This is a genomic window from Pandoraea fibrosis (genome assembly GCF_000807775.2).
GTDB lineage: Bacteria > Pseudomonadota > Gammaproteobacteria > Burkholderiales > Burkholderiaceae > Pandoraea > Pandoraea fibrosis.
Genome location: NZ_CP047385.1, coordinates 282,809 through 309,348, shown reverse-complemented (window position 1 = coordinate 309,348; position 26,540 = coordinate 282,809). Strand labels below are relative to the sequence as shown.

At 64.8% G+C, this 26,540-nt stretch carries 25 protein-coding genes; 4 read left to right on the top strand and 21 right to left on the bottom strand.

Going from position 1 to position 26,540, the window contains the following annotated elements; genetic code table 11:
* Positions 1–9: 9 nt before the first annotated feature.
* From PI93_RS01265 to PI93_RS01190, 16 genes are all read right to left on the bottom strand, one after another.
* Positions 10–801 (bottom strand): HAD-IA family hydrolase, encoded by a 792-nt coding sequence (locus tag PI93_RS01265; protein WP_191623385.1) that lies wholly within the window; start codon positions 799–801, stop codon positions 10–12.
* A 231-nt stretch (positions 802–1,032) separates the two neighbouring features.
* Positions 1,033–2,418, bottom strand: a complete 1,386-nt coding sequence (locus PI93_RS01260) for an MFS transporter (RefSeq protein ID WP_052240661.1) — start codon at positions 2,416–2,418, stop codon at positions 1,033–1,035.
* Between the two features lie 396 nt (positions 2,419–2,814).
* Entirely contained in the window at positions 2,815–3,894 is a 1,080-nt protein-coding gene (locus PI93_RS01255; RefSeq protein WP_370834480.1) for a porin, read from the bottom strand.
* A gap of 271 nt (positions 3,895–4,165) precedes the next feature.
* Complete coding sequence (locus PI93_RS01250) at positions 4,166–4,648, bottom strand: nuclear transport factor 2 family protein (RefSeq protein ID WP_052240660.1); 483 nt, start codon at positions 4,646–4,648, stop codon at positions 4,166–4,168.
* Entirely contained in the window at positions 4,645–5,400 is a 756-nt protein-coding gene (locus PI93_RS01245; RefSeq protein WP_039370413.1) for an alpha/beta fold hydrolase, read from the bottom strand. Before PI93_RS01245 ends, PI93_RS01250 begins: the two co-directional genes overlap by 4 nt.
* Positions 5,397–6,515, bottom strand: coding sequence for a 4-oxalomesaconate tautomerase (locus PI93_RS01240; RefSeq protein WP_039370694.1), 1,119 nt, complete (start codon positions 6,513–6,515; stop codon positions 5,397–5,399). Before PI93_RS01240 ends, PI93_RS01245 begins: the two co-directional genes overlap by 4 nt.
* A 28-nt stretch (positions 6,516–6,543) precedes the next feature.
* Complete coding sequence (locus PI93_RS01235; protein WP_201278420.1) at positions 6,544–7,248, bottom strand: 4-carboxy-4-hydroxy-2-oxoadipate aldolase/oxaloacetate decarboxylase; 705 nt, start codon at positions 7,246–7,248, stop codon at positions 6,544–6,546.
* The gene (locus PI93_RS01230; RefSeq protein WP_039370409.1) at positions 7,245–8,000 is read right to left on the bottom strand and encodes a PIG-L deacetylase family protein; all 756 of its coding nucleotides are present in this window, start codon (positions 7,998–8,000) and stop codon (positions 7,245–7,247) included. The genes PI93_RS01235 and PI93_RS01230 overlap by 4 nt, the downstream gene beginning before the upstream one ends.
* Before the next feature lie 44 nt (positions 8,001–8,044).
* Positions 8,045–8,770: an ABC transporter ATP-binding protein gene (locus tag PI93_RS01225; protein WP_039370406.1), complete on the bottom strand. Its 726-nt coding sequence runs from the start codon at positions 8,768–8,770 to the stop codon at positions 8,045–8,047.
* Positions 8,763–9,515: an ABC transporter ATP-binding protein gene (locus PI93_RS01220; protein ID WP_039370404.1), complete on the bottom strand. Its 753-nt coding sequence runs from the start codon at positions 9,513–9,515 to the stop codon at positions 8,763–8,765. Before PI93_RS01220 ends, PI93_RS01225 begins: the two co-directional genes overlap by 8 nt.
* Positions 9,512–10,588 (bottom strand): branched-chain amino acid ABC transporter permease, encoded by a 1,077-nt coding sequence (locus PI93_RS01215; RefSeq protein ID WP_039370400.1) that lies wholly within the window; start codon positions 10,586–10,588, stop codon positions 9,512–9,514. The genes PI93_RS01220 and PI93_RS01215 overlap by 4 nt, the downstream gene beginning before the upstream one ends.
* A 13-nt stretch (positions 10,589–10,601) precedes the next feature.
* On the bottom strand, positions 10,602–11,474 hold the full coding sequence (locus PI93_RS01210; RefSeq protein ID WP_039370397.1) for a branched-chain amino acid ABC transporter permease: 873 nt from the start codon (positions 11,472–11,474) through the stop codon (positions 10,602–10,604).
* Between the two features lie 37 nt (positions 11,475–11,511).
* Complete coding sequence (locus PI93_RS01205; protein WP_039370394.1) at positions 11,512–12,708, bottom strand: ABC transporter substrate-binding protein; 1,197 nt, start codon at positions 12,706–12,708, stop codon at positions 11,512–11,514.
* 393 nt (positions 12,709–13,101) lie between these two features.
* Positions 13,102–14,442 carry a LysR family transcriptional regulator gene (locus PI93_RS01200; RefSeq protein ID WP_039370393.1) on the bottom strand — a complete coding sequence of 447 codons (1,341 nt, stop codon included), beginning with the start codon at positions 14,440–14,442 and terminating at the stop codon, positions 13,102–13,104.
* Between the two features lie 7 nt (positions 14,443–14,449).
* Positions 14,450–14,809, bottom strand: coding sequence for a protocatechuate 3,4-dioxygenase (locus tag PI93_RS01195; RefSeq protein ID WP_039370391.1), 360 nt, complete (start codon positions 14,807–14,809; stop codon positions 14,450–14,452).
* Positions 14,806–15,648 (bottom strand): gallate dioxygenase, encoded by an 843-nt coding sequence (locus tag PI93_RS01190; protein WP_039370388.1) that lies wholly within the window; start codon positions 15,646–15,648, stop codon positions 14,806–14,808. The genes PI93_RS01195 and PI93_RS01190 overlap by 4 nt, the downstream gene beginning before the upstream one ends.
* Before the next feature lie 228 nt (positions 15,649–15,876).
* Between PI93_RS01190 and PI93_RS01185 the strand changes: the two genes are divergently transcribed.
* The 3 genes from PI93_RS01185 to PI93_RS01175 all read left to right on the top strand — a co-directional run bounded on the left by PI93_RS01185 (position 15,877) and on the right by PI93_RS01175 (position 18,644).
* Positions 15,877–16,545 (top strand): GntR family transcriptional regulator, encoded by a 669-nt coding sequence (locus PI93_RS01185; protein ID WP_039370386.1) that lies wholly within the window; start codon positions 15,877–15,879, stop codon positions 16,543–16,545.
* Between the two features lie 84 nt (positions 16,546–16,629).
* Entirely contained in the window at positions 16,630–17,703 is a 1,074-nt protein-coding gene (locus PI93_RS01180; RefSeq protein WP_039370383.1) for an aromatic ring-hydroxylating dioxygenase subunit alpha, read from the top strand.
* Complete coding sequence (locus PI93_RS01175; RefSeq protein ID WP_039370379.1) at positions 17,700–18,644, top strand: PDR/VanB family oxidoreductase; 945 nt, start codon at positions 17,700–17,702, stop codon at positions 18,642–18,644. The genes PI93_RS01180 and PI93_RS01175 overlap by 4 nt, the downstream gene beginning before the upstream one ends.
* A gap of 85 nt (positions 18,645–18,729) precedes the next feature.
* Here the strand turns inward: PI93_RS01175 and PI93_RS01170 are convergent, their stop codons facing one another.
* The 3 genes from PI93_RS01170 to mdlC form a co-directional block, all read right to left on the bottom strand.
* Positions 18,730–20,115 (bottom strand): MFS transporter, encoded by a 1,386-nt coding sequence (locus PI93_RS01170; RefSeq protein ID WP_039370378.1) that lies wholly within the window; start codon positions 20,113–20,115, stop codon positions 18,730–18,732.
* A 94-nt stretch (positions 20,116–20,209) separates the two neighbouring features.
* Complete coding sequence (locus PI93_RS01165) at positions 20,210–21,679, bottom strand: aldehyde dehydrogenase (RefSeq protein ID WP_039370376.1); 1,470 nt, start codon at positions 21,677–21,679, stop codon at positions 20,210–20,212.
* An 84-nt stretch (positions 21,680–21,763) separates the two neighbouring features.
* Positions 21,764–23,392, bottom strand: a complete 1,629-nt coding sequence (mdlC, locus tag PI93_RS01160) for a benzoylformate decarboxylase (RefSeq protein ID WP_052240659.1) — start codon at positions 23,390–23,392, stop codon at positions 21,764–21,766.
* Between the two features lie 291 nt (positions 23,393–23,683).
* Here mdlC and PI93_RS01155 point away from each other — a divergent pair, with 291 nt between their 5' ends.
* Entirely contained in the window at positions 23,684–24,598 is a 915-nt protein-coding gene (locus PI93_RS01155) for a LysR family transcriptional regulator (protein WP_039370373.1), read from the top strand.
* Between the two features lie 23 nt (positions 24,599–24,621).
* Here PI93_RS01155 and PI93_RS01150 read toward each other — a convergent pair whose 3' ends face one another.
* Both PI93_RS01150 and argB read right to left on the bottom strand, forming a co-directional pair.
* Positions 24,622–25,320: a Dph6-related ATP pyrophosphatase gene (locus PI93_RS01150; protein ID WP_039370371.1), complete on the bottom strand. Its 699-nt coding sequence runs from the start codon at positions 25,318–25,320 to the stop codon at positions 24,622–24,624.
* Positions 25,321–25,475: 155 nt separating this feature from the next.
* Complete coding sequence (argB, locus tag PI93_RS01145) at positions 25,476–26,381, bottom strand: acetylglutamate kinase (protein ID WP_039370368.1); 906 nt, start codon at positions 26,379–26,381, stop codon at positions 25,476–25,478.
* Positions 26,382–26,540: the final 159 nt, after the last annotated feature.

Sequence of the window (26,540 nt, the reverse complement as noted above, 5' to 3'; positions counted from 1 at the left end):
GTCTGGTCGTTATCGGTAGGGATTTGATTGTCGGACGGCCTGGGCTAGGACCCCGGTCGCAAGGCGCGCCCGTAACTCGCGCAGAGATTGTACTTTGATATCCACGTAGTGTGGGCGCCCACTGCGCGGCATCACGTCGCCAAGACTGTTTCTGACCGGCAGATGCCCCGTAATCCAGACTGTCCTGATGCCGAAATGCCGCAAGTGTTTCAGGTGCGAGCGCGTATCTTCGACCAGCCATGTGCGATGCGGCGCGAGTCCCTCGCGTGCCAGCAACCGGCGCAGCATGATGGCGTCGGGCTTGGCTCGCCAGGCCCGACGGTCCGCCATGTCCTCGATACTCACGCAGCGCTCGAAATGGCGGCGGATACCCAACGCCTCCACGATCGGCAACGCGTAGTGGGCCGGCGCGTTGGTCAGCAGAATCTTGCGCCCTGGCAACCCGGCGAGCAGGCGCGCTACGCCCCGCTCCGCACGCAGCACCTCCACCAGCGGCGGCAATTCATGTACCCGCGCCAGAAACTCGTGCGGATCGATGGCGTGGTGCTTGATGAGACCGAGCAGCACGGCCCCATAGCGCTCCGTGTAGGACGAACGCAGGTGATTGGCCTCGTCGTGCGACAGCCCCAGTTTCTCGACGATATAGGCGGTCATCGCGCGGTTGATGCGCGGAAAGATCGCGTGTGACGCGCGATGCAGCGTGTTGTCCAGATCGAACAGCCAGACCGGACCGCGCGAGCCGTAGTCGGTGCGGGCGCGAGGCGCCCGGCGTCGCCGGCTCAAAACGTGAGAAGAAGGCACGGAGATAGCGGATTCATGCGAGGAGATACGTGAAGATGGCTACACCACCAGCGCATTCGCCCGGCTTGCCGGAGAACGCGGCGCAGCCACGGCAAGGCACGATGCTAGCGCGCAAGGCCCGCTTTGACAAATCGACTCGGCCCGCCGTGTGACTGCCCAGGGCCGCACAGGCCAGCCCGTGTCGCGGACGCAGCGCCGGTCACCGCGCCCAGCCGGCCAACGCCGTGACGATTACCCGACGCGCGCCCTGGCCCGCACACGCAACAAACTCACCGCCCCGCCGAGCGCGGCAAGGACTGTCGCCGCCACCATGGCTGCGCGTGCCCCGTCATCGCCGTAAAGGTCGAACAGCAATGCCACGACAGCAGCCCCGAGCGTCATGCCGACCGTGCGAGCCATCGTCATCAGGCCGCTTGCCGCGCCGCTGCGCTCGCGCGGCGCGCCCATCATGATGATGCGATTGTTGGGGGTTTGAAAGAAGCCGAATCCCAAACCGCAGACCGCCATGCGTGCGGCGATGCCCCAATCGCTGGCGTCTACCGGCAACCACGCCAGCGACGCCAGTCCGAGTGCAAACACGCCCAGACCGAGCGCGCTCATGCGTGCGCTGTCGAAGCGATCCGACAGACGCCCCGCCAGCGGCGCGATGAACACGATCACCAGCGGCCACGGCGTGATGAGCAAACCGGTCACGCCCTCGCTGCGAGCCAGCGTATGTTGCAGCAGGAACGGCATGCCGACGTATGACAGCGTCTGCGACATGTAGCACGCCACCGAAGTGAGCGACGAGAGCGCCAGCACCGGTACGCGCATCAGATCGAGCGGCAGCAGTGGTGTGGCTTGCGTGCGTTGGTGCCGCACGAGGATCGCCGCCACCCCGAGCCCCAGCACGATTTGCAGTGCCGCGACGCCATGATGCCCCGCCTCGCCCACATGCCCCAGTCCGATGATGAAGAGCGCCAGCGCGGCAGCATTGAGCAGCGCACCGGGCACATCGATGCGCCGCTCGGCGCCGGGCGTGCGCGGCAGGAACCGGTAAGACGCGGCGAACGCGAGCAGCCCGATGGGCAGATTGATCGCGAACAACCAGCGCCAGTCGCCAAGCGACAGGATGCCCGCTGCCACGCTGGGGCCGGCGGCGGTCGACAAGGCAACGGTCAGTGCGAGCAGCGAGATGGCGCGCCCGCCCATTTGCGGCGGAAACACCATGCGCAGCAAGGCCGGCACGATGGTCGACATGCACGCACCGCACAGCCCCTGCACCACGCGCGCCGCTACAAGCCACGCAAGATTCGGTGCGAGCGCACAGCCGACCGAGGCGAGCGTGAATCCCGCCACGCCAAAGAGAAATACGCGCCGATAGCCGAGCTTTTCGCCGAGCGCCGCCAGCGGCAACACGGCCATCGCGAAAATCAGTTGATAAGCGTTGACGACCCAGACGGTCGACGCGGGATCGGCCACGAGATCGCGCGCGATGGTCGGCAACGCGACATTGGCAATGGACGCGTCCAGATTCCCGAGAAAGGTGCCCAGCAAAATGGAAGGCACAGCGATACGCCGGGCGCTCGCTGTCAGTCCTTCGGCGAGCGGTGCGGAGGGTGCCATCGATTGGGTCATACGTCGAAAGTGGTGAAACGGGTTCGGAAAGCGAAACGGCCGTCACGCAGGGAAGGAAAACGCGGGAAGCCCACTGAAGACATGGCGTATCGCGCAAAGACAGCGGAAAAAATGCGGCCCGGGACAACCTTCGCACTTGCAGCGAGCATCATAGCCCGGGCCGGGCAGGAAAATCATGCGCAATGGCACAGCTCGGGGAATGTACGGCTGCGCACGGTCACGCCGCATGACGTCTGCCGGATCACTCTCTCGTGGCGCGCGGCACCGCCACCACGTCGTATGCCGCGCAACAGGGAGTGACGCCGCATCGCCTCACGCGCGAACCGTCCCCCCGGACGTTGCGCGCGTGTCAAACCCATGCGATGCGGCGCTTTCTGGCGTCGTCAGGACACCCGTTCAGAACGTGTGCTGAATGCCCAGCATCGTGCCGAACTGATTGCCACCCGTGACGACCGAACCGCCGGCGGCAATTGCCACCGCGCCGTTCTGGCTGTTCGCCACCCAGCCGGCCATGCCATACAGCGACGTGCGCTTCGAGAGCGAGTACGTTGCGCGGCCGATGAGCATCGTGGCATTGGCACGGCTCTTCAACTGATAACGAATGGCCTGCGCGTCGAACGCCCAGGTGATCGTCGGCAGATAGGTGAAGCCAACGAAGTAGATGTCCGAGCGCAGCGATGCGGCGTCGGCGCTCACGTTGCGGTGAATCCAGCCGCCGCCCACGCGCCCCGTCGACCACTTGTAGTACGCGTTGATGACCGAGTGCGAGTCGGTGTACTGCGAGCTGGTGAGCGGTGCTGCTGCCCCCGTGTTGCCGCGCATCTGGTCATACGACGCGGAGATACCGAAGTTCTCGTAGTCGTAGCCGATCAGGCCGGTGAACTGCTTGCACGCCTGGTAGTTGCCCGCCACGTTGCCTGCGCAGTTCGTGGCCGACGGGCCCCCTGCGGCCGAACCGTCGCGGCCGAAGCTGTACGTGGCGCCGAGCGTCACGCCCGAGAACTTGCCCATATAGCCGACGGCGCTGTCGCTACGTGCATTGGCGATGTACGGATCGATACTGGCCAGCGAGAAGATCGACGGGCCGATCACGTCGGCGTTGCCCGTGACGTAGAACGTCATGTTGTTCTGACGACCGATGAGCAACGTCCCCCACGAGCCCGACAGTCCCACGTTCGCCTGACGGCCGAACAGACGGCCACCGTAGTTCAGACCCCCGGTGCCCGGCTGAAAGCCGTTTTCCAACGTGAAGACGGCCTTCAGACCGCCGCCCAGGTCTTCGACGCCCTTGAAGCCGAAGCGCGACGGCACCTTGCCCGTGAGGGTCGGTTCGCCGACGAAGCTGCCGCCCCCGGCAGCGTTGTTGTAGTAAGCGATGCCGGTATCGATGATGCCGTACAGCGTCACGTTGCTTTGCGCCTGAGCCAGTCCTGCGCTCAGCAGCAGGCCAGCGGCCAATGCGTGTTTCACTTTCACTTCTGTCCCCTTGTTTTTGAAATACACAGCTAAGAGGGTCTGCTCACCCTCGGGTCTCCAAACCTCCGGACCGATGGCAACGTCGCCGGCCCAGCCTTCTGCAAGACGGCACGCCGGCCGCCTCGGGTACTGCCCCTTTTCAAAGCCTTTACGGCCTGACTGCTTTCACTGCCCCGATTGCCTTGCCGGGTGATCGCTGCCGCCTCCTGTGCTGCACTTTCGGCATCGATCCCCGCATTTTTTGGCGCGACGTGAGGCGCTGATTTTTCCCTCACGCCTCGCGAATGAAAGTGAAACGCGCTTCACGGCGAGCGATGCGCCAGCCCTGCGCGGTCCGGACAAACGTGTCTTCGAATTCCCCCATGACCTGACGTCCCTGCGCCGGACGCCCGAACGGTCCCGGGGTGTCCTGCGCCGATCCGCTCCAGAGCAGCACCGTGCTGCTGCCGATGGCGCTCGTGGGCGACGTGACATCGATCAGCACGTTGCCCACGAGATGCCGTGTGAGCCGATCCGCCGGACGGTCGGCATACGCGGCGGCGATAGCGGCCGGCCCGACGAGCGTGTCGCCGTTCGGACGCACCAGCACGCCCTTCTCGGCAAACAGCGCGCCCAGCCCCTGCGGGTCACGCCGGTCATTGCAGGCGACAAAGCGCATCACGAGGTCGTGGCACGCCTGTTTGGCGAGCAACGCGTCGAGGGGGCTGACATCGACAGCGAGAGTTGTGTCCTGATACGCGACGTGTTGCGTCATGCCGATCTCTCCTGCGTGGATGCCGCGTCAGACATCGGGCGCGCAAGCCATGCCTGCATGGCCTCTGCCACCGCTTGCGGACGCTCCATCGGACTCATATGGCCGCTGTGCTCCACCACGTTCAACACGGCATTCGGCATCAGTCCGGCCATGATTTCGTGACGCGCGAGCGGGCTCCACGTGTCTTGTCGCCCGCACAGCACGAGCGTCGGGCAACGCACGTCGCCAAGCAGCGACGTCGCATCCGGACGACCGAGCAGCGCGTGAATTTGTGCGGCAAATTGTTCGGGATGGCTGCGCTCGATCATGTCGAGAATCGCGCCGAAGAGCGGCGTGCCGATCTGGTCGGGATGCACCATGCCGGTCGCCCACACCTGCCCCATCGCGCGCATACCGGCCTCACGGGCACGCGCGAGCAATGCCGCTCGCCCACTGCGCTCTTTCTCGGCAGCTTCGCCGTCGGGCAATGCCTGATACCCGGTGTCGAGCAGCGCGAGATGCGTCACACGATGCGGCGCGCGACGCACGACTTCCAGCGCCACGCGTCCGCCCATCGAATGTCCCGCGAGCGCGAAGTGCGGCTCAGGCGTACTTGCCAGTACGTGATCGGCCATCGCCTCGATGGTGTCGAGTGCGCCCCATGCCGGAACACGGCAGTCGTATTGCGGCAGGAGCGCCGCAGTGGCCGCCCATGCCACCCGGTCGCAAAGCAAGCCGGGAAGCATGAGCAACGGGGGACGTTCGGTGCTCATGACTTCCCTCCCTGCGCCCAGATTCGAGCGGGTATGCAGACCTCGCCGTCGAACAGCCAGCGCGCCGTGCGCAACAATCCGGCTCGCGTCACGTCCGGCGTGCTGTCGGCGCCTTCGCCGAGCGCCAGACGGACGGTGAATTCGCCGGTCGGATGTTCGATGGCGAGCAGCGGCGCGGCGCCATCGGGGACGACCGCCATCTCATGGCAAACGGTCCCGGGCAACGCGGCCGCCGTTGCGACACTGACCGCCGCCAGCACGCCGATGGACGAATGGCAGCGGTGCGGAATGAAACAACGCGTCGCGAGGGCGCCACCGGCTTGCGGCGGCGCGACGAGACACATCTTGGGCACGGTGCGCGAGCGCACGTCACCGAGGTTCATGCGCGGGCCGACCGCCAGACGAATCGCCTCGATCTTCTCGCGCATGGCTTGAAACGCCGCGTCCGTTTCGAGCTGTTCGCACGACTCCGTGCCGGTACACCCCAGGTCGGCCGCACGCATGAGCACGAGCGGCATGCCGTTATCGATGCACGTCACCGTGACACCTTCCACGACATCCTGACGCCTGCCGGTCGGAAACAACGCGCCGCAGGACGAGCCTGCGGTGTCGCGGAACATCAATGGCATCGGGGCGGCCGTACCCGGCACGCCGTCGATGGCAACGTCGCCGTCGTACTTCACAACGCCGTCGGGCGTCTGCACGGTAGCCACCGCCACCTGTCCCGTATTGACCATGTGAATACCGACGTCGGTCACGTCGCCCGCTGCTGCTACGAGCCCGCGCTCGATCGCAAACGGCCCCACCCCGGCGAGGAGGTTGCCGCAGTTCTGTCCGTAGTCGACGCGGGCTTCGTCGACCACGACCTGTGCAAAGAGATAGTCCACGTCGGCATCGGGACGCGTTGCCCGCGACACGATGGCGACCTTGCTTGTGAGCGGATTCGCACCGCCCATCCCGTCGATCTGACGCTCGTCGGGCGAACCCATTGCCGCGAGCAGCACGGCGTCGCGCGTCGCCGTGTCCGCAGGCAGATCCTCGGCCAGGAAGTAGAGCCCCTTCGAGGTGCCCCCGCGCATGACAGCGGCGCGGATACGTGTCTGGGAATGCGTCATTTCGGCCATGTCGGTCAAGTTGCCGTCCTCACTCGCCCTGCAACTCGTCGAGCGAATCGACGTAACGCAGACCCTTCGCGGCAAGACGTTCGCGCATCTTGTAGTAGTCGAGCCCCAGCGTGCCACCGGCGAGCACGCCGCGTTTGTACGCCTCGTCGGCACCGCGCGCGGCGGCCGCTTTGGCCACGGTCTGCGCCGTCGCAAACGGCACCACGACCACGCCGTCGTCATCGGCCACGATCACATCGCCCGGGTTCACGATTTGATTGGCGCAAACGACCGGCACGTTCACCGAACCGAGCGTCTCCTTGACCGTGCCCTGCGACGAGATCGCCTTCGACCACACCGGGAACTGCATCTCGGTGAGCGTGCCGATGTCGCGGCAACCGGCGTCGATCACGAGCCCGGCCACGCCGCGCGCTTTCATCGACGTGGCGAGCAGATCGCCGAAATAGCCATCGTCGCAAGGCGACGTCACGCCGACCACCACGATGTCGCCCGGCTGCGCCTGCTCCACGGCGACGTGCAGCATCCAGTTATCCGAGGGCGGCGCGAGAACCGTCACGGCGCTGCCCGCGACGGCCGCACCGGCGTAGATCGGACGCAGGTAAGTCGCCATCAGGCCGAGGCGGCTTTGCGCTTCGTGAACGGTCGCGCTGCCTGCGCTGCGCAGAATGTCGAGCGTAGCGGCATCGACACGGGGAATCTGACGAACGACGACGCCGCGAATCATGACAGTTGCTCCGTCACGACCGGCGTAAGGCGCATCAGCCCCTCCGCATACTTGATGTCGCGCGCGGCGGTGATGCCGATGTTGCGTTTGGCCTGCACACCGCGTTGCAGCGCCACCCGCGTGTAGTAATCCCACAGATGTTCCTGACCGGCCATGCATTCGATGGCGGCGCGCTTCTTGTCCCACACCGGCGTGATGTCAACGAACGTATTCGGAATCCATTCGCACTGCTCGGTCTGATGCGGCTCGAAGGCGAGCACCGCCGGCGCGCCGATGATCTTCTCGCCCGGCTTGTGACCTTCCGCCTGCGCAATCACGCGGGCCTCCTGCGTGACGTGCATCGCCAGCGGATGATCGAAGTTGTACGGGTCCTTTTCCGAATGGCTCAGGACAAACGACGGCTGTACATCGCGATAGATGTCGACGAGTCGAAACAGCGTGTCGTCGGACACGCGCATCGGGTAGTCGCCGATGTCGAGGAATTCGATTTCCGCGCCGAGAATATCGGCCGCGCGCTGCGCTTCGTCGCGGCGTGCGGCTTTGACCTTCGCTTCGGTCATCTCCGCGCCCTTGCGCCAGAGCTTGGCCGACTCACCACGCTCGCCGAACGACAGGCAGACGATCTTCATGCGATAGCCCTGCGCGACGTGCGTTGCAATCGTGCCGGCAGCGCGCCAGACAAAGTCCGCCGAATGGGCGCTGACGACGAGGCCGGCCAGCCCGGGGACAGAGGTGTTCTGTGTTGTGCTCATGTGTTTGGCGTCAATTCGTGTTGTGCGCAGCCCGATCGCGAGGATCAGGCGCTTTCCAGTCCGACCAGCGTGGCTAGCAGTTCGGGCGATGCGGCGAGTTCGTGGCTGCGTCCCGCCCAGACCTCGCGGCCCCGGTCGAGCACCAGCGCGCGATCGGTCAGCTCCAGCCCCAGTTCCGCGTGTTGCTCCACCAGCACCACGCCCATGCCACCGTTGGCACGCAGCTTCCAGAAGGCGTCGACCAGTTGATCGACGATCACCGGCGCGAGTCCTTCGAACGGCTCGTCGAACAGAATCACGCGGGGATTGCCGATCAGCGCGCGCCCGATGGCAAGCATCTGTTGCTCGCCGCCCGAGAGCTGGTTGCCGAGATTGCGACGACGTTCATGCAACCGTGGGAACAGGTCGTACACGCGATCGAGCGTCCAGTCGTCTCTGTCGCTCTCGTCCCCCATGGCCGAGACCTGAAGGTTCTCTTCGACGGAGAGCGACTTGAAGATCTCGCGCTCTTGCGGCACCAGCGCCAGCCCGGCGCGTGCGCGTTTGAAGGCAGGCCACGACGAAATGTCGTCGTCGCGATAACGCACCACACCGCCGTGCCGCGTGGTGAGTCCGAGCAGGCTGAGCAGCAACGTGCTCTTGCCCACACCGTTACGACCGAGGATGGCGACGGCCTCTCCCGCCCCCACGCGCAGGCTCAGATCTTCGAGCACGATGGTCTCGCCATAGCCGGCGCTCAGTCCGCCGGCTTCGAGCAGAATGTCAGTCATGGTGGCGACGCCCCAGATAAATGTCGCGCACACGGGGATCGCTGCGCACCTCGTCCTTCTCGCCTTCCATCAGCACCGCGCCCTCGACCAGCACCGTGATGCGACGCGCGAAGCGAAAGACGAGATCCATGTCGTGTTCGATGACCATCACCGCCACGTCTTCGGGCAGGCGTTCGAGCAGTTCGAACAGCTTGCGTCCCTGCCCTGACGGCACGCCTGCGACGGGTTCGTCGAGCAGCAGCACCTTGGGGTCGAGCGCGAGGCCCAGCGCGATTTCCACCTGACGACGCTGGCCATACGCCAGTTCGTTGATACGCTTGCCGGCGAGTTCGAGCATGCCCAGATCGCGCAACCGTTCCGCCGCCTCTTCCACGACTGCCGGACGGCTCGCGAGCGGTTTTCCGATGCGCCCGTCGAGACCGCGCCGCGACGTGAGCGCCAGCGCCACGTTCTCGGCCACGGTCAGCGTGTCGAACAATGTGTTGAGCTGGAACGTGCGCGCCAGCCCGAGCTTCACGCGTTTATGCGATGGCATCGTCGTGACGTCGGTGCCGCCGACGCGCACCACCCCGGCGTTCGGCTTGAGCACCCCCGTGAGCAGATTCATCAACGTGCTCTTGCCTGCGCCGTTCGGGCCGATCAGCGCGTGCCGCGCGCCGACGGGCAGCGACAGACTGACATTGCGGGTGACGTCCAGTTGGCCGAAGCGCTTGGACAGTCCATGAATTTCGAGTGCAGCGCTCACGGCGTCACCTCCTTGTCCGTGGTCGTTGCTTTGGCGCCGGTGCTCTGCGGCGACGTCGCCACCCCCTCACGTGGACGACGGAAGCGGGCGGCAAAGCGATCCACCAGACCGATCAGACCGTCGGGAGCGAAGCGCACCACCACGATGAGCAGCACACCGAGCGCGGCGAGCCAGTTCGTCGGATCGATGGCCGCAATGCGATCGGACAGCACCATGAAGACGACCGCACCGAGGACCGCGCCGTAGAGGCGTCCGGTACCGCCCAGCGCGAGCATCACGAGCACGTTCGCCGAGAGCGTGAACGACAGCGTGTCGAGCGCCACAATGTTGTTCACCTGCGCGGAGAGCGCGCCCGCCACGCCGGCCACCGCAGCGGCGAGGGTGTACAGCATCAGGCGGCGCAGACCAACGCGCACGCCGAGCAGCGACATGCGCATGGCGTTCTCGCGAATGCCCTGCACGGTCAGGCCGAACGGCGAGTTCACGAGGAACTGCGTGAACAGGTACACGACGAGCAGCACGGCCAGCGCGTAGAGATATGCCGTGTGGCCGTAAATATCGAACTCGAACAGGCCGAGCACGGGCGCGATGGTGTAGCCGGTCAGGCCGTCGTCGCCCATGGTGATCGACTTCGCGACGTTGCCCGCTTCGTAGAGCAACGTGGCGCACGCCAGCGTCAGCATGATCTGGGTCAGGCCGCTCACACGCAGCACGACAACGCCGGTGATGAGCCCCACGACTGCCGCGACGACAGCGCCTGCCACCAGGCCCAGCAGCGGATTGGGCGACACATGCAGCGCGAAGAGTCCCGCCGCATAGGCACCGCTACCGAAGAACGCCGCATGCCCCAACGTCTCGATACCGCAGTAGCCCTGCACGAGATCGAGCGAGAGCGCGAAGATGATCATGATCAGCACGCTCGTGGCGAGCGCCAGATACAGATCGGCGAAGAAATACGTGGCAACGGCGACGAGGAGCAGCACCACATCGAGGGCGCCGAGACGCTTGCGACGCAGCGCAGGAACGACTTGCGCAGCGCCGGCCACCGTCGGCAGAGGATTCGTATGAGACATCGTGACCCTCCGCTCAGGCGCGGCCGACCAACCCTTGCGGGCGGATCAGCAGAATGGCCAGCACGGCCAGATAAATCATGAAGGCGCCGAGCGCCGGCACGTAGTAACGGCCGAGCGTGTCGATCATACCCAACAGCAACCCGGCATAGAGCGAGCCGCGCAGACTGCCCAGACCACCGGCGGCCACCACGATCAACACCAGCACCAGATACTTCAGGCCGTAGTACGGCTCAAGCGGCAGGATCTGGCTGGAGAGTGCACCGCCCAGCCCCGACAGACCGCAACCGATGGCGAACGTGATCGAGAACACCAGCGGAACATCGATGCCGACGCAACGCGCCATACGCGGGTTGTCGACGGCGGCGCGCAGCTTCGCACCGAACGGCGTGCGCTCCAGCCCCCACCAGATACCGAGGGCTACCACCGCGCTGCACACCAGCGCGAAGATGCGATAGACCGACACCGAGAACGCGCCGAAGTCCCACGTGCCACGCAGCCCCTGCGGTACGGGAATCGATTGCAACTCCGTGCCGGCGAGGTTCTTGGCAATCGCGCAGATGATGAACGCGAGGCCGATCGTCATGAGCAACTGCCCCAGACCGTTGGCCGTGTAGACCCAGCGATACAGCGTGCGCTCGAGCACGGCGCCAAGCACCATCGTGCCGAACACGCCGACGAGCAGCGCGACGAAGAAATCGAGCCCGGCGCGCTGCATGGCCCACAAGGTGAAATAACCGCCGATCATGGCGAAGGCGGAGTGCGCGAGATTCACCACGCGCATCACGCCGAGCGTGACGGTGAGACCCACGGAGATGAGGAACAGCAACATCCCGTAGGCCACGCCATCGATCGACAACGACAGGAAAGTGGCAAGCGATTGCGTCATGACAAATTACCGAACGAACTGAACGACGACGCCCGCATTACTTGGCAGCCACCTGGGGGTGGCTCAGATGCCACGGCTCGACCACCGACTTGTAGGTCTCGATCGGCTTGTTGCCGAGCTTTCCGTCGATGGTTTCCACACGACGGATATACACGTTCTGAATGATTTCTCGCGTCTTCGGGTCGATCGACACCGGGCCGCGAGCACTCGTCCAGGCGTAGCCCTTGATGGCCGCAACGGCCTTGTCGCCGTCCTTCTTGCCCTTGGTGGCCTTGATCATCTGTGCGATGAGCGTCATCGAGTCGTATGCCGACACCGAGGCGATCGAAGGCAGCGCGCCCGGACCGTACTTCGCCTTGTAGGCCTTCACGAAGGCAACGTTCTCCGGCGAGGTCAGATACGGCGAGTAGTGCAATGCGGTGATCGTGCCGAGTGCGCTGTCGCCAATGGCCGGCAGATCCGATTCCATCGTCTCCGTCGTCGCGAACAACTGGATGCCGGCCTTGTCGAGTTCGCGCTCCTTGAACGCCTTCACGACACCTGCCGACATCGGGCCCACGGGCATGAACAGGAAGACGGCATCCGGCTTCGCATCGCGCACACGTTGCAGGTAGCTCGAGAAGTCCGTCGTGCCCAGCGGCACCTTCACTTCGACCGCGATCTTGCCGCCGGCCTTCTTGAACGTCTCGCTGTAGGCGTCGATGGCGTCGTAACCCGTGGCGAAGTCGGCCACCACGATGGCGGCATTCTTCACGCCCTTGCTGGCGGCGTACTGCACGAGCGGCACGCTCACGGCCCACTGCGTGAAACCCGTGCGCACGAAGTACGGCGACTTGAGCGTGACGTTGGAGGTGCCCGAGTTGCCGATGACCAGCGGGGTCTTGGTCTGATTCGCCACGTCGGCCATGGCCAGCACGTTCGGCGTGAACGAGCCGCCGAACAGGTACTGCACCTGATCGCGCACCACGAGTTCCTGCGCCAGTTGACGCGTGCGTTGCGGGTTCACACCCCCTTCGTCGCGTTCCAGGACCACGAGCGTGTCGTCGCCGACCTTGTTCTTGTTCTGTTCGAGCCACAGGTTCACGCCACGACGGTACTCCGTGCCCCACCACGACGAGGAGCCGGAGAACAGGCCCAACATGCCGACCTTGATTTCCTCGGCGCGCGCCGAGACAGCAGTGAGTTGGCAAACGCCCGCGAGTGCTACCGCGAGCCAGAGATGGCGCTTCATCATGGTGTCGTCTCCTCGTCGGCGTCGTGCGCCGCTCCGTTTTTTCTGATGTGGTGCGCCGGGGGTTGGCGCACCTTTTCAATGTGTCCGGAACAGCTTAGGCAGCCGAAAACGACACGTCGAATGAAACTCCCGCGTCGAGCGTTGCGTTTTTCGTATATCCCCGAGATTTCCCCTACGTTATGTGACGTTTTCTGCGAGAGGAATTTCGCGCTGCGGCACACATTGCAATCCGTGGGTGAAACGCCCGTCGCACAAGGCGCAGCGAGCGCACTTCAGCGATCGGCCCGCGAACGAAAATCGGTTCTCGGGCCACGCAGGCGAGACATGCAACTCATGGCGAATCCGGCGATTTTCGCCGCGCTCGCCGGGGACTTCACGAATGTGATGCGCGCATTACGTCGGATGCTGCATCGTCGGCGCAAGCGCACGCAGTTCGTCGAGCAATTGCTCGGCTGCCGGTGACAGCAAACCGTCGCGGCGCGTGGCAACTCCGATGGCTCGCCGCGCGTGGTGCAACGTGACCGGCACCACGGCCAATTCGCCCGTGCGCAACTCCGAGGTGATCTGCACCGGCGAGAGCAACGCAAGCCGGTCGCTCGACGACAACAGCCCGCGCACCACCGGCGAGCTACTCGCGTGCACCTGCGTGCGCGGCAGCGGTAGCCCTTCCGCATGAAACACCCGCTCGAACACGCCGCGTGCGGGCGTGCACGGCAATGGACTCACCCAACCGTACTGAGCCAGTTCGGCGAGCGTCGGTTCATGCCCCGACAGCAGGCACGGGTGATCGGCGCGCGCGACCACCGACAGGTGATCTTCGAACAGTGCTTCCTGACGGATGTCCGGCGGCACGTCGTTGGCGCGCAAGGCTCCGACGATCATGTCGACGTCGGCCTGACGCAACTGCCGCACCAGCGCCTCGTAGGTCCCGTCAACGACCGTCACACTCAGATACGGTGACGTGTACAGCAGGCTATCGATGGCCTTGGGCAACAGGAAGCCGCTCGACAGTGGCAGCGCGGCCACGATCACGGTGCCCTGCTGACGACCGCCGAACGGCGCGAGTTCGTCTTCGGCAATCGCCAGTTCCGCCAGCGCCCGCTTCACCGGGCCGAGCAACGCCTGCGCCTCGTCCGTCAGACGCGTGCCACGCGGCGTGCGCCGAAAGAGCTTGATGCCGATGAGGTCTTCGAGTTGATCGAGATTGCGCTGGATCGTCGGCTGCGAGCATTGCAGACGATTCGCCGCGAGCGGCCCGCTTCCCAATTCCGCCACGGCGATGAAGCTCGTGAGTTGTTGAGGCGCAACGACGGCGGCGAAACGACTCGCCGCGCGCGCACCGCCGTCGGCCTGGGACGCGGTAGCGGCAAACGCCTCGCGATAGCCATTGGCCAGTTCGGCCAGCGCACGCGTGGCACGCACACCGAGTCGTTGGCCTGCGGCGTTCGGAATCAGACCGCGCCCGCTGCGGTGAAACAGCGGGAAGCCCAGCTCGGCCTCGATGTCGGAGATCGAACGCGCCACGGCGGACTGCGACAGATGCAGCATGCGGGCTGCGCGCGCGACCGAATCGCATTCGAGCACGGCGACCATCGCGCGCAGGCCTCTGAGCTTGCGGCACAGCAGCGTCGCTTCGTTGTTCTGCGGCGCACGACTCCAGGTGCCGCGCTCGTGACACGCCAGCCGGGGAGCGGCCGGCGTGTGAGTCAGGCTGATGGCGGTGTCGATGGACATGCCCGGCTCAGCGCATGGTCGGCACGCGACGCGTGGCCATGAACTCGTCGAATGTCTCGCCGCGCATGAGCGCATAGACTTCGAGATTGGTCTTGCGCACCACTCGGGCAAACTTCTCCAGCACGAAGAAATTCACCCCGTGACGCACGAGGCCCAGCCAGTCCTGCGCCTGCACCATTGCCTGCTCTTCAGTGCTCAGGCCGGCCGCCGTCATCGCGGCAACGGGGTCGTTCAAATACGTTTCGCGATGCTCCGCGCGGATCATGTGCCAGAAGAAACGATTGAGCTTGAGCGTGCGGTTGCTCACCCGCAGGTCGAACGCATACGTGCCGGTGATCGCCTCGATCCCTTCGAGTTGCGGATTCATGCGGCGTCCTCCTCGTAGAGCGCAACCGTCATGGCCGTGGTCGTCGCCAGGTAGTAGTTCAGATGCAGACGCTTGATGCGCGGCCCCATGGCGCCACGCATCGACAGCCACATGATTTGCTCGACGCTCTCGGCGCCGCCGCGCTCGACATAGTCCACGTGCTTGAGTTCGGTCAACTTCTCGGGCTGATGTTCGAGCAGATCGAGGAACTCGCGATCCCAGGCTTCGTCGTTGTAGCCCGCGCGCTCGCCGTGAATCTGGTGCGAGAGACCGCCCGTGCCCACCACGACCACGCGCAGGTCCTCCGGATACGACTCGATAGCGCGACGCACGGCCTGACCGAGGCGATAGCAGCGACGGCCTGTCGGCAGCGGGTATTGCAGCACGTTGATCGCGATCGGCACGACCGTGCCCGGCCAGTCCGGCTTGTGCGGCCAGAGCAACGGCAGCGGCGACGCGCAACCGTGATCGATGGGCTTGTCCTGAAACACGGTGATGTCGAACTCGTCGTTCACCAGCGATTCGGCAATGTGCGCCTGCAACGCCACATCCCCCCGGATCGGCGGCAACGGACGCAACCCCGCCCCTTCGTCGGCAATCGGAAACGACTCGCCCACGCCCAGCGCGAACGTCGGATACATATCGAAGAAAAAGGTCGTGGCGTGATCGTTGTAAAAAAACACAAGCACGTCGGCCTGCTTCTCTGCCAGCCACTTCGCTACCGGCTCGTAGCCCTGAAACAGCGGCGCCCACGCCGGATCCTGCTGCTTGCCCTTGTCGTACGCCACGCCGATGGTCGGCACATGCGACGTACCGATCCCCCCAATGATCTTTGCCACGCGAAGTCTCCGTCTTTTGTCTTTTGATGCCGGGCAGCCGAATGACACCACCCGCATTTATGCAGCGCCGAGTCTATCCGGGATCCCATATTGTCATAAAGCAGGGTATTTACTGATGCGTTTTGCAATTACGGGATCCCATAATGAAAAAAAGCCGGATCTGACAGGGTCGAGCCTGAGCATCCGGCAGACATGACTGCAGATATTTCTGTGATCGAAAGGAGACGCATGCTGCACCCCACGCCGACGACGGTTCAATTGCGCGAGATGATCCTCAAGGGCGAACTCGCGCCGGGTGAACGCCTGGCCGAAGCCAAGCTCGCGGAGCAACTGGGTGTCTCGCGCATGCCGGTGCGGCAAGCGCTGCCCGTGCTCGCCGAGGAAGGGCTGGTGGTACGCGCCGGACAGCGAGGCTATGCCGTTCGGGCACATACGCGTGAGGAGAGTGTCGAGGCGCTGCATCTGCGCGGCGCGCTCGAAGGCTACGCCGCGCGTCTGCTCGCCGAGAAAGGCGCGAGTGCCGAGTTGCTCGCGAAGTTGCGCGACCTGCTGGCCGAAGGCGACGACCTGCTCGCCGGCCATACGATGACGGCCGAAGTGCAGATCGGCTACGCGTCGCTCAACGCGCGCTTTCACGACCTGCTCGTGACCGGTGCTCGCAACCCGCTGCTCGAAGGCTTCATCGCGCGCTGCAATCTGGTGCCGTTCGTCGCGCCGCGCACGGTGGCGTTTGGCCACGAAGACCGGCGGCAGTACGCCGACATCATCGCGTATGCGCATCGCCAGCATCACGCCATCGTCGAGGCGATTGCCGCGCGTCAGCCCGATCGCGCCGAGTTCATGTGCCGCGAGCACATCGTCACGCAGGAACACAGCATGGGCGCCCAGTTGCTCTGACGCGCGCCCACCCCATTCATCCCGACCATCCCCTATTGCAACGAGAGCGCGCCAGTCGAAGGTGCGCCAAGGAGACAAACGATCATGTTTCTCAAAAATACCTGGTACGTCGCCTGCACCCCGGACGACTTTGCCGACAAGCCGCTCGGCCGCAAGATCTGCAACGAGCCGATGGTGTTCTTCCGCGACGGCAACGGCAACGTCGCCGCCCTTGAAGACTTCTGCCCGCATCGCGGCGCAGCGCTGTCGCTGGGCTTCGTCAAGGACGGGCACCTCGTGTGCGGCTACCACGGCCTGACGGTCGATGGCGGCGGCAAGTGCACGAAGATGGTCGGTCAGCGTGTCGGCGGCTTCCCGAAGACGCGCTCGTTTCCGTGTGTCGAGCGTTATGGCTTCGTCTGGGTATGGCCTGGCGACGCCGCACTCGCCAATCCCGACGAAATCCCGCATCTGGAATGGGCCGTGAGCGATCAGTGGGCGTATGGCGGCGGGCTGTATCACATCAAGTGCGACTACCGCCTGATGATCGATAACCTCATGGACCTGACGCACGAAACGTATGTGCACGCGACGAGCATCGGTCAGGAAGAAATCGAGGAAGCGCCGCCGAAGACGACCGTCGAGGGCGACATGGTGATCACGGCGCGTCACATGGAAAACATCAAGGCGCCGCCGTTCTGGGCAAGCGCGTTGCGCGCCAACGGTCTGGACGATCAGGTGCCGTGCGACCGTTGGCAGGTCTGCCGCTTCACGCCGCCGAGTCACGTGATGATCGAGGTCGGGGTCGCGCACGCAGGTCATGGCGGTTACGATGCCCCGGCCGAGAAGAAGGCGGGCAGTATCGTGGTCGACTTCATCACGCCCGAGACCGACGAATCCATTTGGTACTTCTGGGGCATGGCGCGCAACTTCAAGCCGGAAGACGCCGAGCTGACTGCCGCCATCAAACGCGGGCAAGGCGGCATCTTCGCCGAAGACCAGGAGGTACTGGAAGCCCAGCAACGCAATCTCTCCGCCTATCCGGAGAAGAAGATTCTCAAGCTCAACATCGACGCAGGCGGCGTGCAGTCGCGCAAGGTGCTAGAGCGTTTGATCGACGCCGAGCGCGCCGGTACTTCGGGTGCACAGGGCGTGGCGAGCGTGGAGAGCGCAGCATGAAAGTCCGGCTGGCGAACAAGCGCGATGTCGCCACCGACATCTGCGAATTCGAACTGGTGAGTGTCGACGGCAGCGCGCTGCCGGCATTCACGGCAGGCGCTCACATCGACGTGCAGGTGGCCGACGGCCTCGTGCGTCAGTACTCGCTGTGCAACGCGCCGGGGGAGACGCACCGTTACTGCCTGGGCGTGCTGCGCGACCCGGCGTCGCGGGGCGGCTCCACCGGCATGCATGCGCTCACGGTGGGCACCACGCTGGAGATCAGCGCACCGCGCAATCACTTCCCGCTCGCCGAGCAAGCGCAGCACAGCATTCTGCTCGCTGGCGGCATCGGCGTGACGCCGATTCTCTGCATGGCCGAAGCATTGTCCGCCAGCGATGCATCGTTCGAAGTGCACTACTGCACCCGCGATGCCGCGCGCACCGCGTTTCGCGAGCGCTTCGCGCGCGACGATCTCGCGGCAAAGACACGCCTGTATTTCGACAACGACGGCGAGCGCGCCAATCTCGACGCCATCCTCGCGCAACCGTCCGGTGGCAAGCATCTGTATGTGTGCGGCCCGGCCGGATTCATCGAGGCCGTGCTTGCACGGGCAGAAGCCGCCCAATGGCCGGAAGGCAACGTGCATCGCGAATACTTCGCCGCGCCGGTGCCCGCAGACACCGACGGCGACAAGCCGTTTCAGGTAAAACTGCATTCGACTGGCCGTGTGATCGACGTGAAGGCCGGCGAGACCATCGTTGCCGCCCTCGCCGCTCAGGGTGTGGAAGTGCAGATGTCGTGCGAACAAGGCGTGTGCGGCACGTGCCTCACGCGAGTTATCGACGGCACGCCCGATCATCGCGACGTCTACCTGACCGATGACGAACGCGCCGCCAACGATCAGATCCTGCCGTGCTGTTCGCGTAGCCATTCGGCCATGCTGGTACTCGATCTGTAACGCTTCGGCGTCTGCCCCACAAGACAACAGCCCCGCTTCGCATCGCGAGCGGGGCTGTTGTGCTTTCATCGATGGACGAGGCGCGTTACAACGCGCGGTCCTTCGTCTCGCGCACGAGGAAGGTCGAGATCAACGCCATCGCCGCGAGGATGAGGAAGTAGACGATCACCGGCCAGATTTGCCCGTGACTCCACGCCAGCAGACTCGCGGCAATCATCGGCGCCAGCCCGCCGCCCAACACCGTGCCGATCTGTTTGCCGAGCGACACGCCGGAGAACCGCACACGTGTGTCGAACAACTCCGAGAAGAAGCTGCCTTCCGGGCCGAACATCATCGGATGAATCACGCCCGCGCCGATCACGATCGCCATCACCACGAGCGCCGTCTCCTTGCTGCCCATCATCAGGAAGAACGGATAGATGAAGATCGCCGTGGCGGCCAATCCCATCAGGAACATCGGGCGACGACCGAGCTTGTCGGAGAGCATGCCGAACGCGGGGATCGTCAGCATGGCGAGAATGTTGGCGTACAGCACACCGTCGGCCATCGTGTTGCGCGGCAGACCGAGTGTCTTGGTGCCATAGGACAGCGAGAAGATCGCAACCAGATAGAAGAAGCTCGTTTCGGCCAGACAGATGAAGAATGTCACGAGCGTCGGCCGCCAGTAATGCGTGATTACCTCCGCGACCGGCACTTTCGCGATGTCGCGATGCTGCTCCGCAGCCTTGAAGCTCGGCGACTCCTCCACCTTGAGGCGCACATACGTCCCCAACGCCACCAGCAACAGACTCACGAGGAACGGCAGGCGCCAGCCCCACGTGAGCAGGTCGTCTTCCGGCAGTCGCGTGATGAGCACGATGGCCAGCGAAGCACCCACGATGGATGTCGGCCCCGCCGCCTGAATCAGGCCGCCGAAGAGGCCGCGCAAGTGCGCGGGCGCCCCTTCCACCGTCATCAGCAAGCCGCCGACGGACTCGCCACCGAGCGCGAACCCTTGCACGAAACGCAGCGTCACGAGCATGATCGGCGCCCACATGCCGACCATGTCGTAAGTGGGCAGCAGACCGATCATCGTGGTCGCTACGCCCATCAGAATCAGCGTGAACAGCAGAATCGACTTGCGCCCGATGCGATCGCCGAAGTGGCCGAACACAATGCCGCCGATCGGCCGCGCGATGAAACCGACGGCGAAGGTGGCAAACACGGCGATCATGCCCGCCATCGGATCGAGCTGCGGGAAGAACAGCCGGTCGAACACGATGGGCGCGAGAAAGCCGTAAATGAAAAAGTCGTACCACTCGATGGCGGTACCGAAACAACTGGCCGCCACCACGCGGCCGTAGTTCGCCGAAGCGCCGGACGTTGCCGTCCTGGCGGCAGCGTTGGCGTCGGGTTGGTGAGCCTCGCTGGCACCGGAATGGCCGGATGTTGCGCCAGCCCCCGCAGGGGCGGTTTCGTACTGTTGTGACACGGTTGTCTCCTCCGGCCGTCTGTTCCGGTCTCCCGGCTGCGGCGGTATGGTGGTCTTGCGTTACGTCATGGGGCGTCCGGCCGCCGAGCGTCGCTCAGAACGGGTAGTGACGCGGGGTGGTCTGCACCGTCATCCAGCGCAGATCGGTGAACTCGTGAATGCCCGCCTTGCCGCCGAAACGTCCCCAGCCGCTCGACTTCACGCCGCCGAACGGCATCTGCGCTTCGTCATGCACCGTGGGGCCGTTGATGTGGCAAATGCCGGACTCGATGCGCTTTGCCACGCCCATCGCTCGCGCAATGTCGCGGCTGAAAACGGCAGACGACAAGCCGTAGGCGTTGTCGTTGGCACACGCGATGGCCGCTTCGTCGTCCTTCACGCGCACGATGCCCTTGACCGGACCGAACGATTCCTCGTGGTAGATCTTCATGTCGGGGGTGACGTGATCGAGCAATGTCGCGGGCATGAGCGTGGTGTCGGCGCGGCCGCCGCACAGCAGCTTTGCCCCCTTGGCGAGGGCATCGTCGATCAGCGCGTTGCAACGCTCGACGCTCGCCATATCGATCACGGAGCCGAGTACGACCGGGCCTTCGCGCGGATCGCCCAGCGGCAGCGCGCGGGCCTTGGCGGCGAGCTTTTCCACGAAGGCGTCGGCAATCGATTCCGCCACGACGATGCGCTCCGTGGACATGCAGATCTGGCCGGAGTTGGCGAACGCCCCGAACGCCACACCGTTCACGGCGGCGTCGAGATCGGCGTCATCGAGCACGAGGCATGGCGCCTTGCCCCCCAACTCGAGCACGGCGGGTTTGAGATGTTCGGCGCACAGCCCGGCGATGATGCGGCCCACTCGCGTCGAACCGGTGAAGTTCACGCGACGCACGGCGGGCTCTGCGATCAGTCCCTCAACGATCGCGCCGGCGTCCTTCGGTGCGTTCGTGATGAAGTTCACCACGCCTGGCGGCAAACCGGCTTCGTCCAGCGCGTCCGCGATCAGACCGTGCGTGGCCGGGCACAACTCCGAGCCTTTGAAGACCACGGTGTTGCCACAGGCCAGCGGCAACGCCAGCGCGCGCACGCCGAGAATGACCGGCGCGTTCCATGGGGCGATGCCCAGCACTACGCCTGCCGCCTGACGCACGCCCATCGCGAGACTGCCCGGCACATCCGACGGGATGATTTCGCCGGCAATCTGCGTCGTCATCGCGGCGGCTTCGCGAAGTCCCTGCGCCGCCAGATGAACGTTGAAGCCCGCCCACAGTCCCGACGCCCCCGTCTCCGCTGCCATCGCCGCCTGAAACTGCTCGACTTTCGCTTCCAGGCGGTCGGCGGCCTTCATCAACAGCGCCCGACGTTCGCCTGGGCCGGTGTTCGACCATGCGGGGAAGGCGTCCCATGCCGCTCGCACGGCGGCGCGGGCGTCGTCGACAGTGGCCGCAGGCGCACATGAGGCGACCTCGCCGTCCAGCGGATTGCGGCGCTCGAAGGTGGCCCCCTGTGTCGCGCCGACGCGCTTCCCGGCGATCAGCATCGTCAGGGCCTTGGGGTCTTGTTGGGTCTGCATTGGCATTCGTCTCCTTACTCGATGATTCGTCACGGGATCGCGCGATGCGCGCTCACGATGCCCGGCGCGGGCACTCGCCGTGCATCATGCCACCACGATTTCGACGAGACGTGTCTCGCCGCTCGACAGGGCCTGCGACAAGACGTCGCGCAACTCGCTTCCCTGCTCGACACGCTGTGCGCGCACGCCCATTCCTTGCGCCAGCTGCACGAAATCGAGATCGGGCAAATCGGTGCCTTGTACGGGATCTTTCGGGCCGAAGCCGAACGACGGCGCAAAGTCCTGCAACGCGGCATAGCGACGGTTGTTCAGAATCACGAACGTGATCGGCAGTCTGGCCTGCGCCGCACTCCACAAGCCTTGAATCGAGTACATCGCGGAGCCGTCGCCGATCAGGCCGATGACACGCCGCGCCGGATGCGCCATCGCCACACCGACGGCGGCGGGCATCGAGTAGCCGAGGCCGCCGCTGTTCATGGTGTAGAACGTGCCCGGCAACGTGAAGGGCAGGTATTGCTGCATGACCGAGCGTGCGCTCGGCGCTTCCTCCACGACGATGTCGTTCGCGTCGCGCACGTCGGCCAGCGTTTGCAACGCGAAGGCGGTCGTCATGCGTTCGCCCGGCACGTTGGCGATAGCGACCGGCGGCACCGTGCGCGCAGGCGGCAACTCGCGCTCGCCCGGCATGTCGCGTGCCAGCAGCGCTTCGACACCGAGCTTCACGTTTCCGACCACGGAGGCGCCAACCGGTGTCCATGCCGCGACGCCCGGATCTTCGATCAACTGGAACAACGACGCGCCCTCGGGGACATGCGGCCCCGCGCCTTCCACGTGGTATGTGAACGCCGGGGCGCCAATGACGAGAATCAGGTCGTGCCCCCCCAGCAGGCCGACGATCTTCTCGCGCATCGGCGGCAGGAAGCCCGCGAACAAGCGATGATCTTCGGGGAACGCGCAACGAGCGCACATCGGCGCCGTAAAGACCCGCGCGTTGTGTCGTTCGGCCAGCGCAACGACAGCGTCGAACGCCCCGGCACGGTCGATCGACGACCCGACGACGAACACCGGACGCGCACACGCGTCGAGCGCCGCCCCCAATTGTGCAAGCGCCACCGGATCGGGCTGCACACGCGTACTGACCTGTCTCGGCGGCAACGTGTCGGCAGGACGATCCCAATCGTCGACCGGGATCGAGACGAAGACCGGCCCCTTCGGCTCCTGCATCGCGATGTGATACGCACGGGCGAGTGCGAGCGGTACATCTTCGGCACGCGCGGGTTCGAGACTGAACTTGACGTAGGGCTGCGGCAACTCGGTCGCACGCACCGACGCGAGAAACGGATCGAACGGAAGAATCGACCGGGCCTGCTGACCCGCAGTGACGATGAGTGGCGTCTGATTCTTGTACGCCGTGAAGATGTTGCCCATCGCATTGCCCACCCCGGCGGCGGAATGCAGATTGATGAACGCCGCGTTGCCGGTTGCCTGCGCGTAACCGTCGGCCATCCCGACGACCACCGCTTCCTGAAGCCCCAGCACGTATTCGAAGTCGGCGGGAAAGTCGCGGAACAGCGGCAATTCGGTCGAACCGGGGTTGGCGAACACCTTGGTCATGCCGTGACGGCGCATCAGATCGATGACCACCTCACGAACGCTCAGGGCTTGAGGAATACCGGCGCGTTGGCCGGCACGAACTTCTCGGCTGTCTTTCATGGATGCGGTTGTCTCGTGCCGCCGTCGACGCGCAAACGTGACGGCGTGGTTCTTTTGTTGGCTCGGGCCTCGCGGCGCGGTGCTCAATGGACCGCCCCGGCCGGCTGCGCGCGAATCGTGGATGGCGCGCGATGGGATGAGCGACGGGATAAGTATAGGGAGCCGATATATGCACCGGAATTGCTTTTACGTGCCGAAGTCATTACGCTTTTGCATGACTTTTGCGCGTCGTCACGCCTCGCCCTGATGGCGACGTATGCCATCCCGCCCATTGGAGTTCCGTCGTCCGCCATGAGTCTCAACCTCCAGCAACTGCGCGCCTTCACGACCATCGTTGCGACGGGCAGTCTCGGCCGCGCCGCCACGGAACTGCACCTCACGCAGCCCGCCTTGAGCCGCACCATCAAGCGGCTCGAAACCGATCTCGGCGCACCGCTGTTCGAGCGTCACAGCAAGGGGATGGAACTCACGGCGTTCGGGCAGGCACTGCTGCCCCACGCGATGCTGCTCGAACGCGAGGCCGACCATGCGCGTGAAGAGATCGATGCGCTACGCGGTCTGGCCAAGGGCACGATCAAGGTCGGCGCAGTCGGCGCCATCGCCAGTCATGTCCTGCCGCTGGCGGTCGAGCGTGTGCTCGATCGCTGGCCGAATCTGCGAGTGGAGATCATCGAAGGGGTGTGGGATCGGCTCGCGCAGGGACTGATGCGCCACGAGATCGATCTGGCGCTCTCGACCGTCGCACCGGATACCGACGACATCGTCGCCATCGCCGATTGCCACTGGGAGGACGACAGCTATGTGGTCGCCGCCTGCAATCACCCGTTGCGCAAGCGCAAGACCATTGAACTCGCCGACACGCTGGGAGCGCGCTGGGCGATTCCACCGCGCGGCACCGCGCCATACGCGCATATGCAGGGCGTGTTCGCTGCACACGGGCTGGGATTGCCGAACATCGTTGTCGAGACGCGCTCGGTGCCGGTGCTCAAAAGCATGGTCGCGCGATGCGGCTTTCTCACATGGATGCCCGAACCCATGTACGACGTCGAAGCGCAGGCGCGGGTGATGGACACGTTGCCGATTGCGACCGTGCGCGCCACGCGCACACTCACCGCGTTTCGCCGTCGTCAGGGGATCCTGCCAAGCCCGGCGGCCAAGCTGCTCGACGAGTTGCGTCAACTGACCGCGCCCGGCCGATCGGGCTGACTGGGCAACGTGCCGCGTCCCGCTCAGCGCTGTGCGGGCACGATGTGGGCTCGGTGGTACGGCGTGGCGCCGTATTCCTTGGGGCCGTGGATCGTCTCGACCCGCTCGATGCGCCACGGCACCGGTTGCGTGAAGCGCGGGCCGTCGTAAGCGAAGGTGTGGAATTCGCCGTTCTCGCCACACGCATCGACACTTGCCGGAAGGTCGGCGAGCAACGAGGCATCGTATTCGCGGCCGACGAATTCCGGCCCAAGATGTCGCCCGTCGACACACACGATCACCGCGCGATAACCCAGCGAGATGAATTCATGCGCGAGCGTCAGGCGTTCGCGTTGCCACAAGGGCAGCACGGCAATCATGCCCGCCGCCGCGCACACCTTCTCTTCCCAATCGCGATGTGCCTGCAAGTCGATATCGCCGAACAGGCCATGCGTGATGCCCTCAGTGCGCAGGGCCTCTAACCGGGCGACGAATGCCGTCTCGTACTCGTGCCAGCCCGCTTGCCCGACGTCGAGTGCGATACCGAGCGCATCCGCCTGCGCCTGCATCAGCTCACGCGGCAGACCATGCGAGCGCGAGCTGTCGCCGGTGTCGTCAAACATCGCCAGCAACCGCCGCACGTCGTAGTGCGGCACGCCGGCCGTGTCGCAAGACAAGGCGTGATGCAGTGCAAGGCAGGAATCCTTGCCGCCGCTCCAGGAGAAAAAGGCAGGCGTGGGCATGGGGTCTCGTGAGTCAGTCGAAAGGTCTGTCGGTCAGTCGAAGCCGATCCGTCCGAACGACGGATCGCACCAATGCAAAGCGGACCCCGCAGGGTCCGCCCTTGAGACTTGCGGGTTGCGATGTTGCCATCGACATGACCCGCATGACGTCGCGCTCAGTGCGAGCGGATCATCGTGCCGAACGGCTGCTCCGTCAGGATTTCGAGCAACACCGAGTGCTCGATGCGGCCGTCGACGATGTGCACCGACTTCACGCCGCTCTTCGCCGCGTCGAGTGCCGACGAGATCTTCGGCAGCATGCCGCCCGAGATCGTGCCGTCGGCAAACAGTTCGTCGATTTCGCGCGCCGACAGATCGGTCAACAGATTGCCTGCGCGATCCATCACGCCCGGGATGTTGGTCATCATCACCAGCTTCTCGGCGCCCAGCACCGTGGCAAGCTTGCCCGCCACGAGGTCGGCATTGATGTTGTACGCCTGACCGTCTTCACCCACACCGATCGGCGAGATCACGGGAATGAAAGCGTCGTCCTGCAACGCGCGCACCACAGCCGGATTGATCGAGTCGACTTCGCCAACGAACCCGATGTCGAGGAACTGGCCTTCGTGTTCGCGATCCGGCATCAGCATCTTGCGCGCGTTGATGAGGCCGCCGTCCTTGCCGGTGAGACCCACCGCCTGACCGCCGTACTGGTTGATCAGCATCACGATGTCCTGCTGGACTTCGCCGCCGAGCACCCACTCGACCACTTCCATCGTCTCTTCGTCGGTCACGCGCATGCCCTGGATGAACGTGCCCTGCTTGCCGATCTTCTTGAGCGCCTGATCGATTTGCGGACCGCCCCCGTGCACCACCACCGGGTTGATGCCGACGAGCTTGAGCAGAATGACGTCGCGTGCGAAGCCCTGCTTCAGACGCTCTTCGGTCATTGCGTTGCCGCCGTATTTGATCACCACGGTCTTGCCGTGGTACTTGCGGATATACGGCATCGCCTCAGCCAGAATTTCGGCTTTGAGAGCAGGTGCGATGTCGTCGATGGAAGACAGTTGCGGATCGGACATGGCGGGAAGGTTTTTAGCAGGTGGACCAGAAACACGGCGCATTGTACAACCAAGAAGCCTTGGCGTGCGGGGGTTCGACGGGTTTCGGAAGGGTCCGGGACTTGCCTCGGCCAATGCCCATGGCTACCCTTTGTCACGTACCGGACGGCACCCGCAAAA

What these genes read in the sequence shown, in the direction of transcription:
- PI93_RS01260 (WP_052240661.1), bottom strand. Translation starts at nt 2,418, where the DNA reads ATGACCCAATCGATGGCACCCTCCGCACCGCTCGCCGAAGGACTGACA.
- PI93_RS01230 (WP_039370409.1), bottom strand. Translation starts at nt 8,000, where the DNA reads ATGAGCACAACACAGAACACCTCTGTCCCCGGGCTGGCCGGCCTCGTC.
- PI93_RS01180 (WP_039370383.1), top strand. Translation starts at nt 16,630, where the DNA reads ATGTTTCTCAAAAATACCTGGTACGTCGCCTGCACCCCGGACGACTTT.
- mdlC (WP_052240659.1), bottom strand. Translation starts at nt 23,392, where the DNA reads ATGAAAGACAGCCGAGAAGTTCGTGCCGGCCAACGCGCCGGTATTCCT.
- PI93_RS01155 (WP_039370373.1), top strand. Translation starts at nt 23,684, where the DNA reads ATGAGTCTCAACCTCCAGCAACTGCGCGCCTTCACGACCATCGTTGCG.
- PI93_RS01235 (WP_201278420.1), bottom strand. Translation starts at nt 7,248, where the DNA reads ATGATTCGCGGCGTCGTCGTTCGTCAGATTCCCCGTGTCGATGCCGCT.
- argB (WP_039370368.1), bottom strand. Translation starts at nt 26,381, where the DNA reads ATGTCCGATCCGCAACTGTCTTCCATCGACGACATCGCACCTGCTCTC.
- PI93_RS01210 (WP_039370397.1), bottom strand. Translation starts at nt 11,474, where the DNA reads ATGACGCAATCGCTTGCCACTTTCCTGTCGTTGTCGATCGATGGCGTG.
- PI93_RS01250 (WP_052240660.1), bottom strand. Translation starts at nt 4,648, where the DNA reads ATGACGCAACACGTCGCGTATCAGGACACAACTCTCGCTGTCGATGTC.
- PI93_RS01205 (WP_039370394.1), bottom strand. Translation starts at nt 12,708, where the DNA reads ATGATGAAGCGCCATCTCTGGCTCGCGGTAGCACTCGCGGGCGTTTGC.
- PI93_RS01185 (WP_039370386.1), top strand. Translation starts at nt 15,877, where the DNA reads ATGCTGCACCCCACGCCGACGACGGTTCAATTGCGCGAGATGATCCTC.
- PI93_RS01215 (WP_039370400.1), bottom strand. Translation starts at nt 10,588, where the DNA reads ATGTCTCATACGAATCCTCTGCCGACGGTGGCCGGCGCTGCGCAAGTC.
- PI93_RS01200 (WP_039370393.1), bottom strand. Translation starts at nt 14,442, where the DNA reads ATGTCCATCGACACCGCCATCAGCCTGACTCACACGCCGGCCGCTCCC.
- PI93_RS01165 (WP_039370376.1), bottom strand. Translation starts at nt 21,679, where the DNA reads ATGCAGACCCAACAAGACCCCAAGGCCCTGACGATGCTGATCGCCGGG.
- PI93_RS01245 (WP_039370413.1), bottom strand. Translation starts at nt 5,400, where the DNA reads ATGAGCACCGAACGTCCCCCGTTGCTCATGCTTCCCGGCTTGCTTTGC.
- PI93_RS01195 (WP_039370391.1), bottom strand. Translation starts at nt 14,809, where the DNA reads ATGAATCCGCAACTCGAAGGGATCGAGGCGATCACCGGCACGTATGCG.
- PI93_RS01225 (WP_039370406.1), bottom strand. Translation starts at nt 8,770, where the DNA reads ATGACTGACATTCTGCTCGAAGCCGGCGGACTGAGCGCCGGCTATGGC.
- PI93_RS01240 (WP_039370694.1), bottom strand. Translation starts at nt 6,515, where the DNA reads ATGACGCATTCCCAGACACGTATCCGCGCCGCTGTCATGCGCGGGGGC.
- PI93_RS01175 (WP_039370379.1), top strand. Translation starts at nt 17,700, where the DNA reads ATGAAAGTCCGGCTGGCGAACAAGCGCGATGTCGCCACCGACATCTGC.
- PI93_RS01150 (WP_039370371.1), bottom strand. Translation starts at nt 25,320, where the DNA reads ATGCCCACGCCTGCCTTTTTCTCCTGGAGCGGCGGCAAGGATTCCTGC.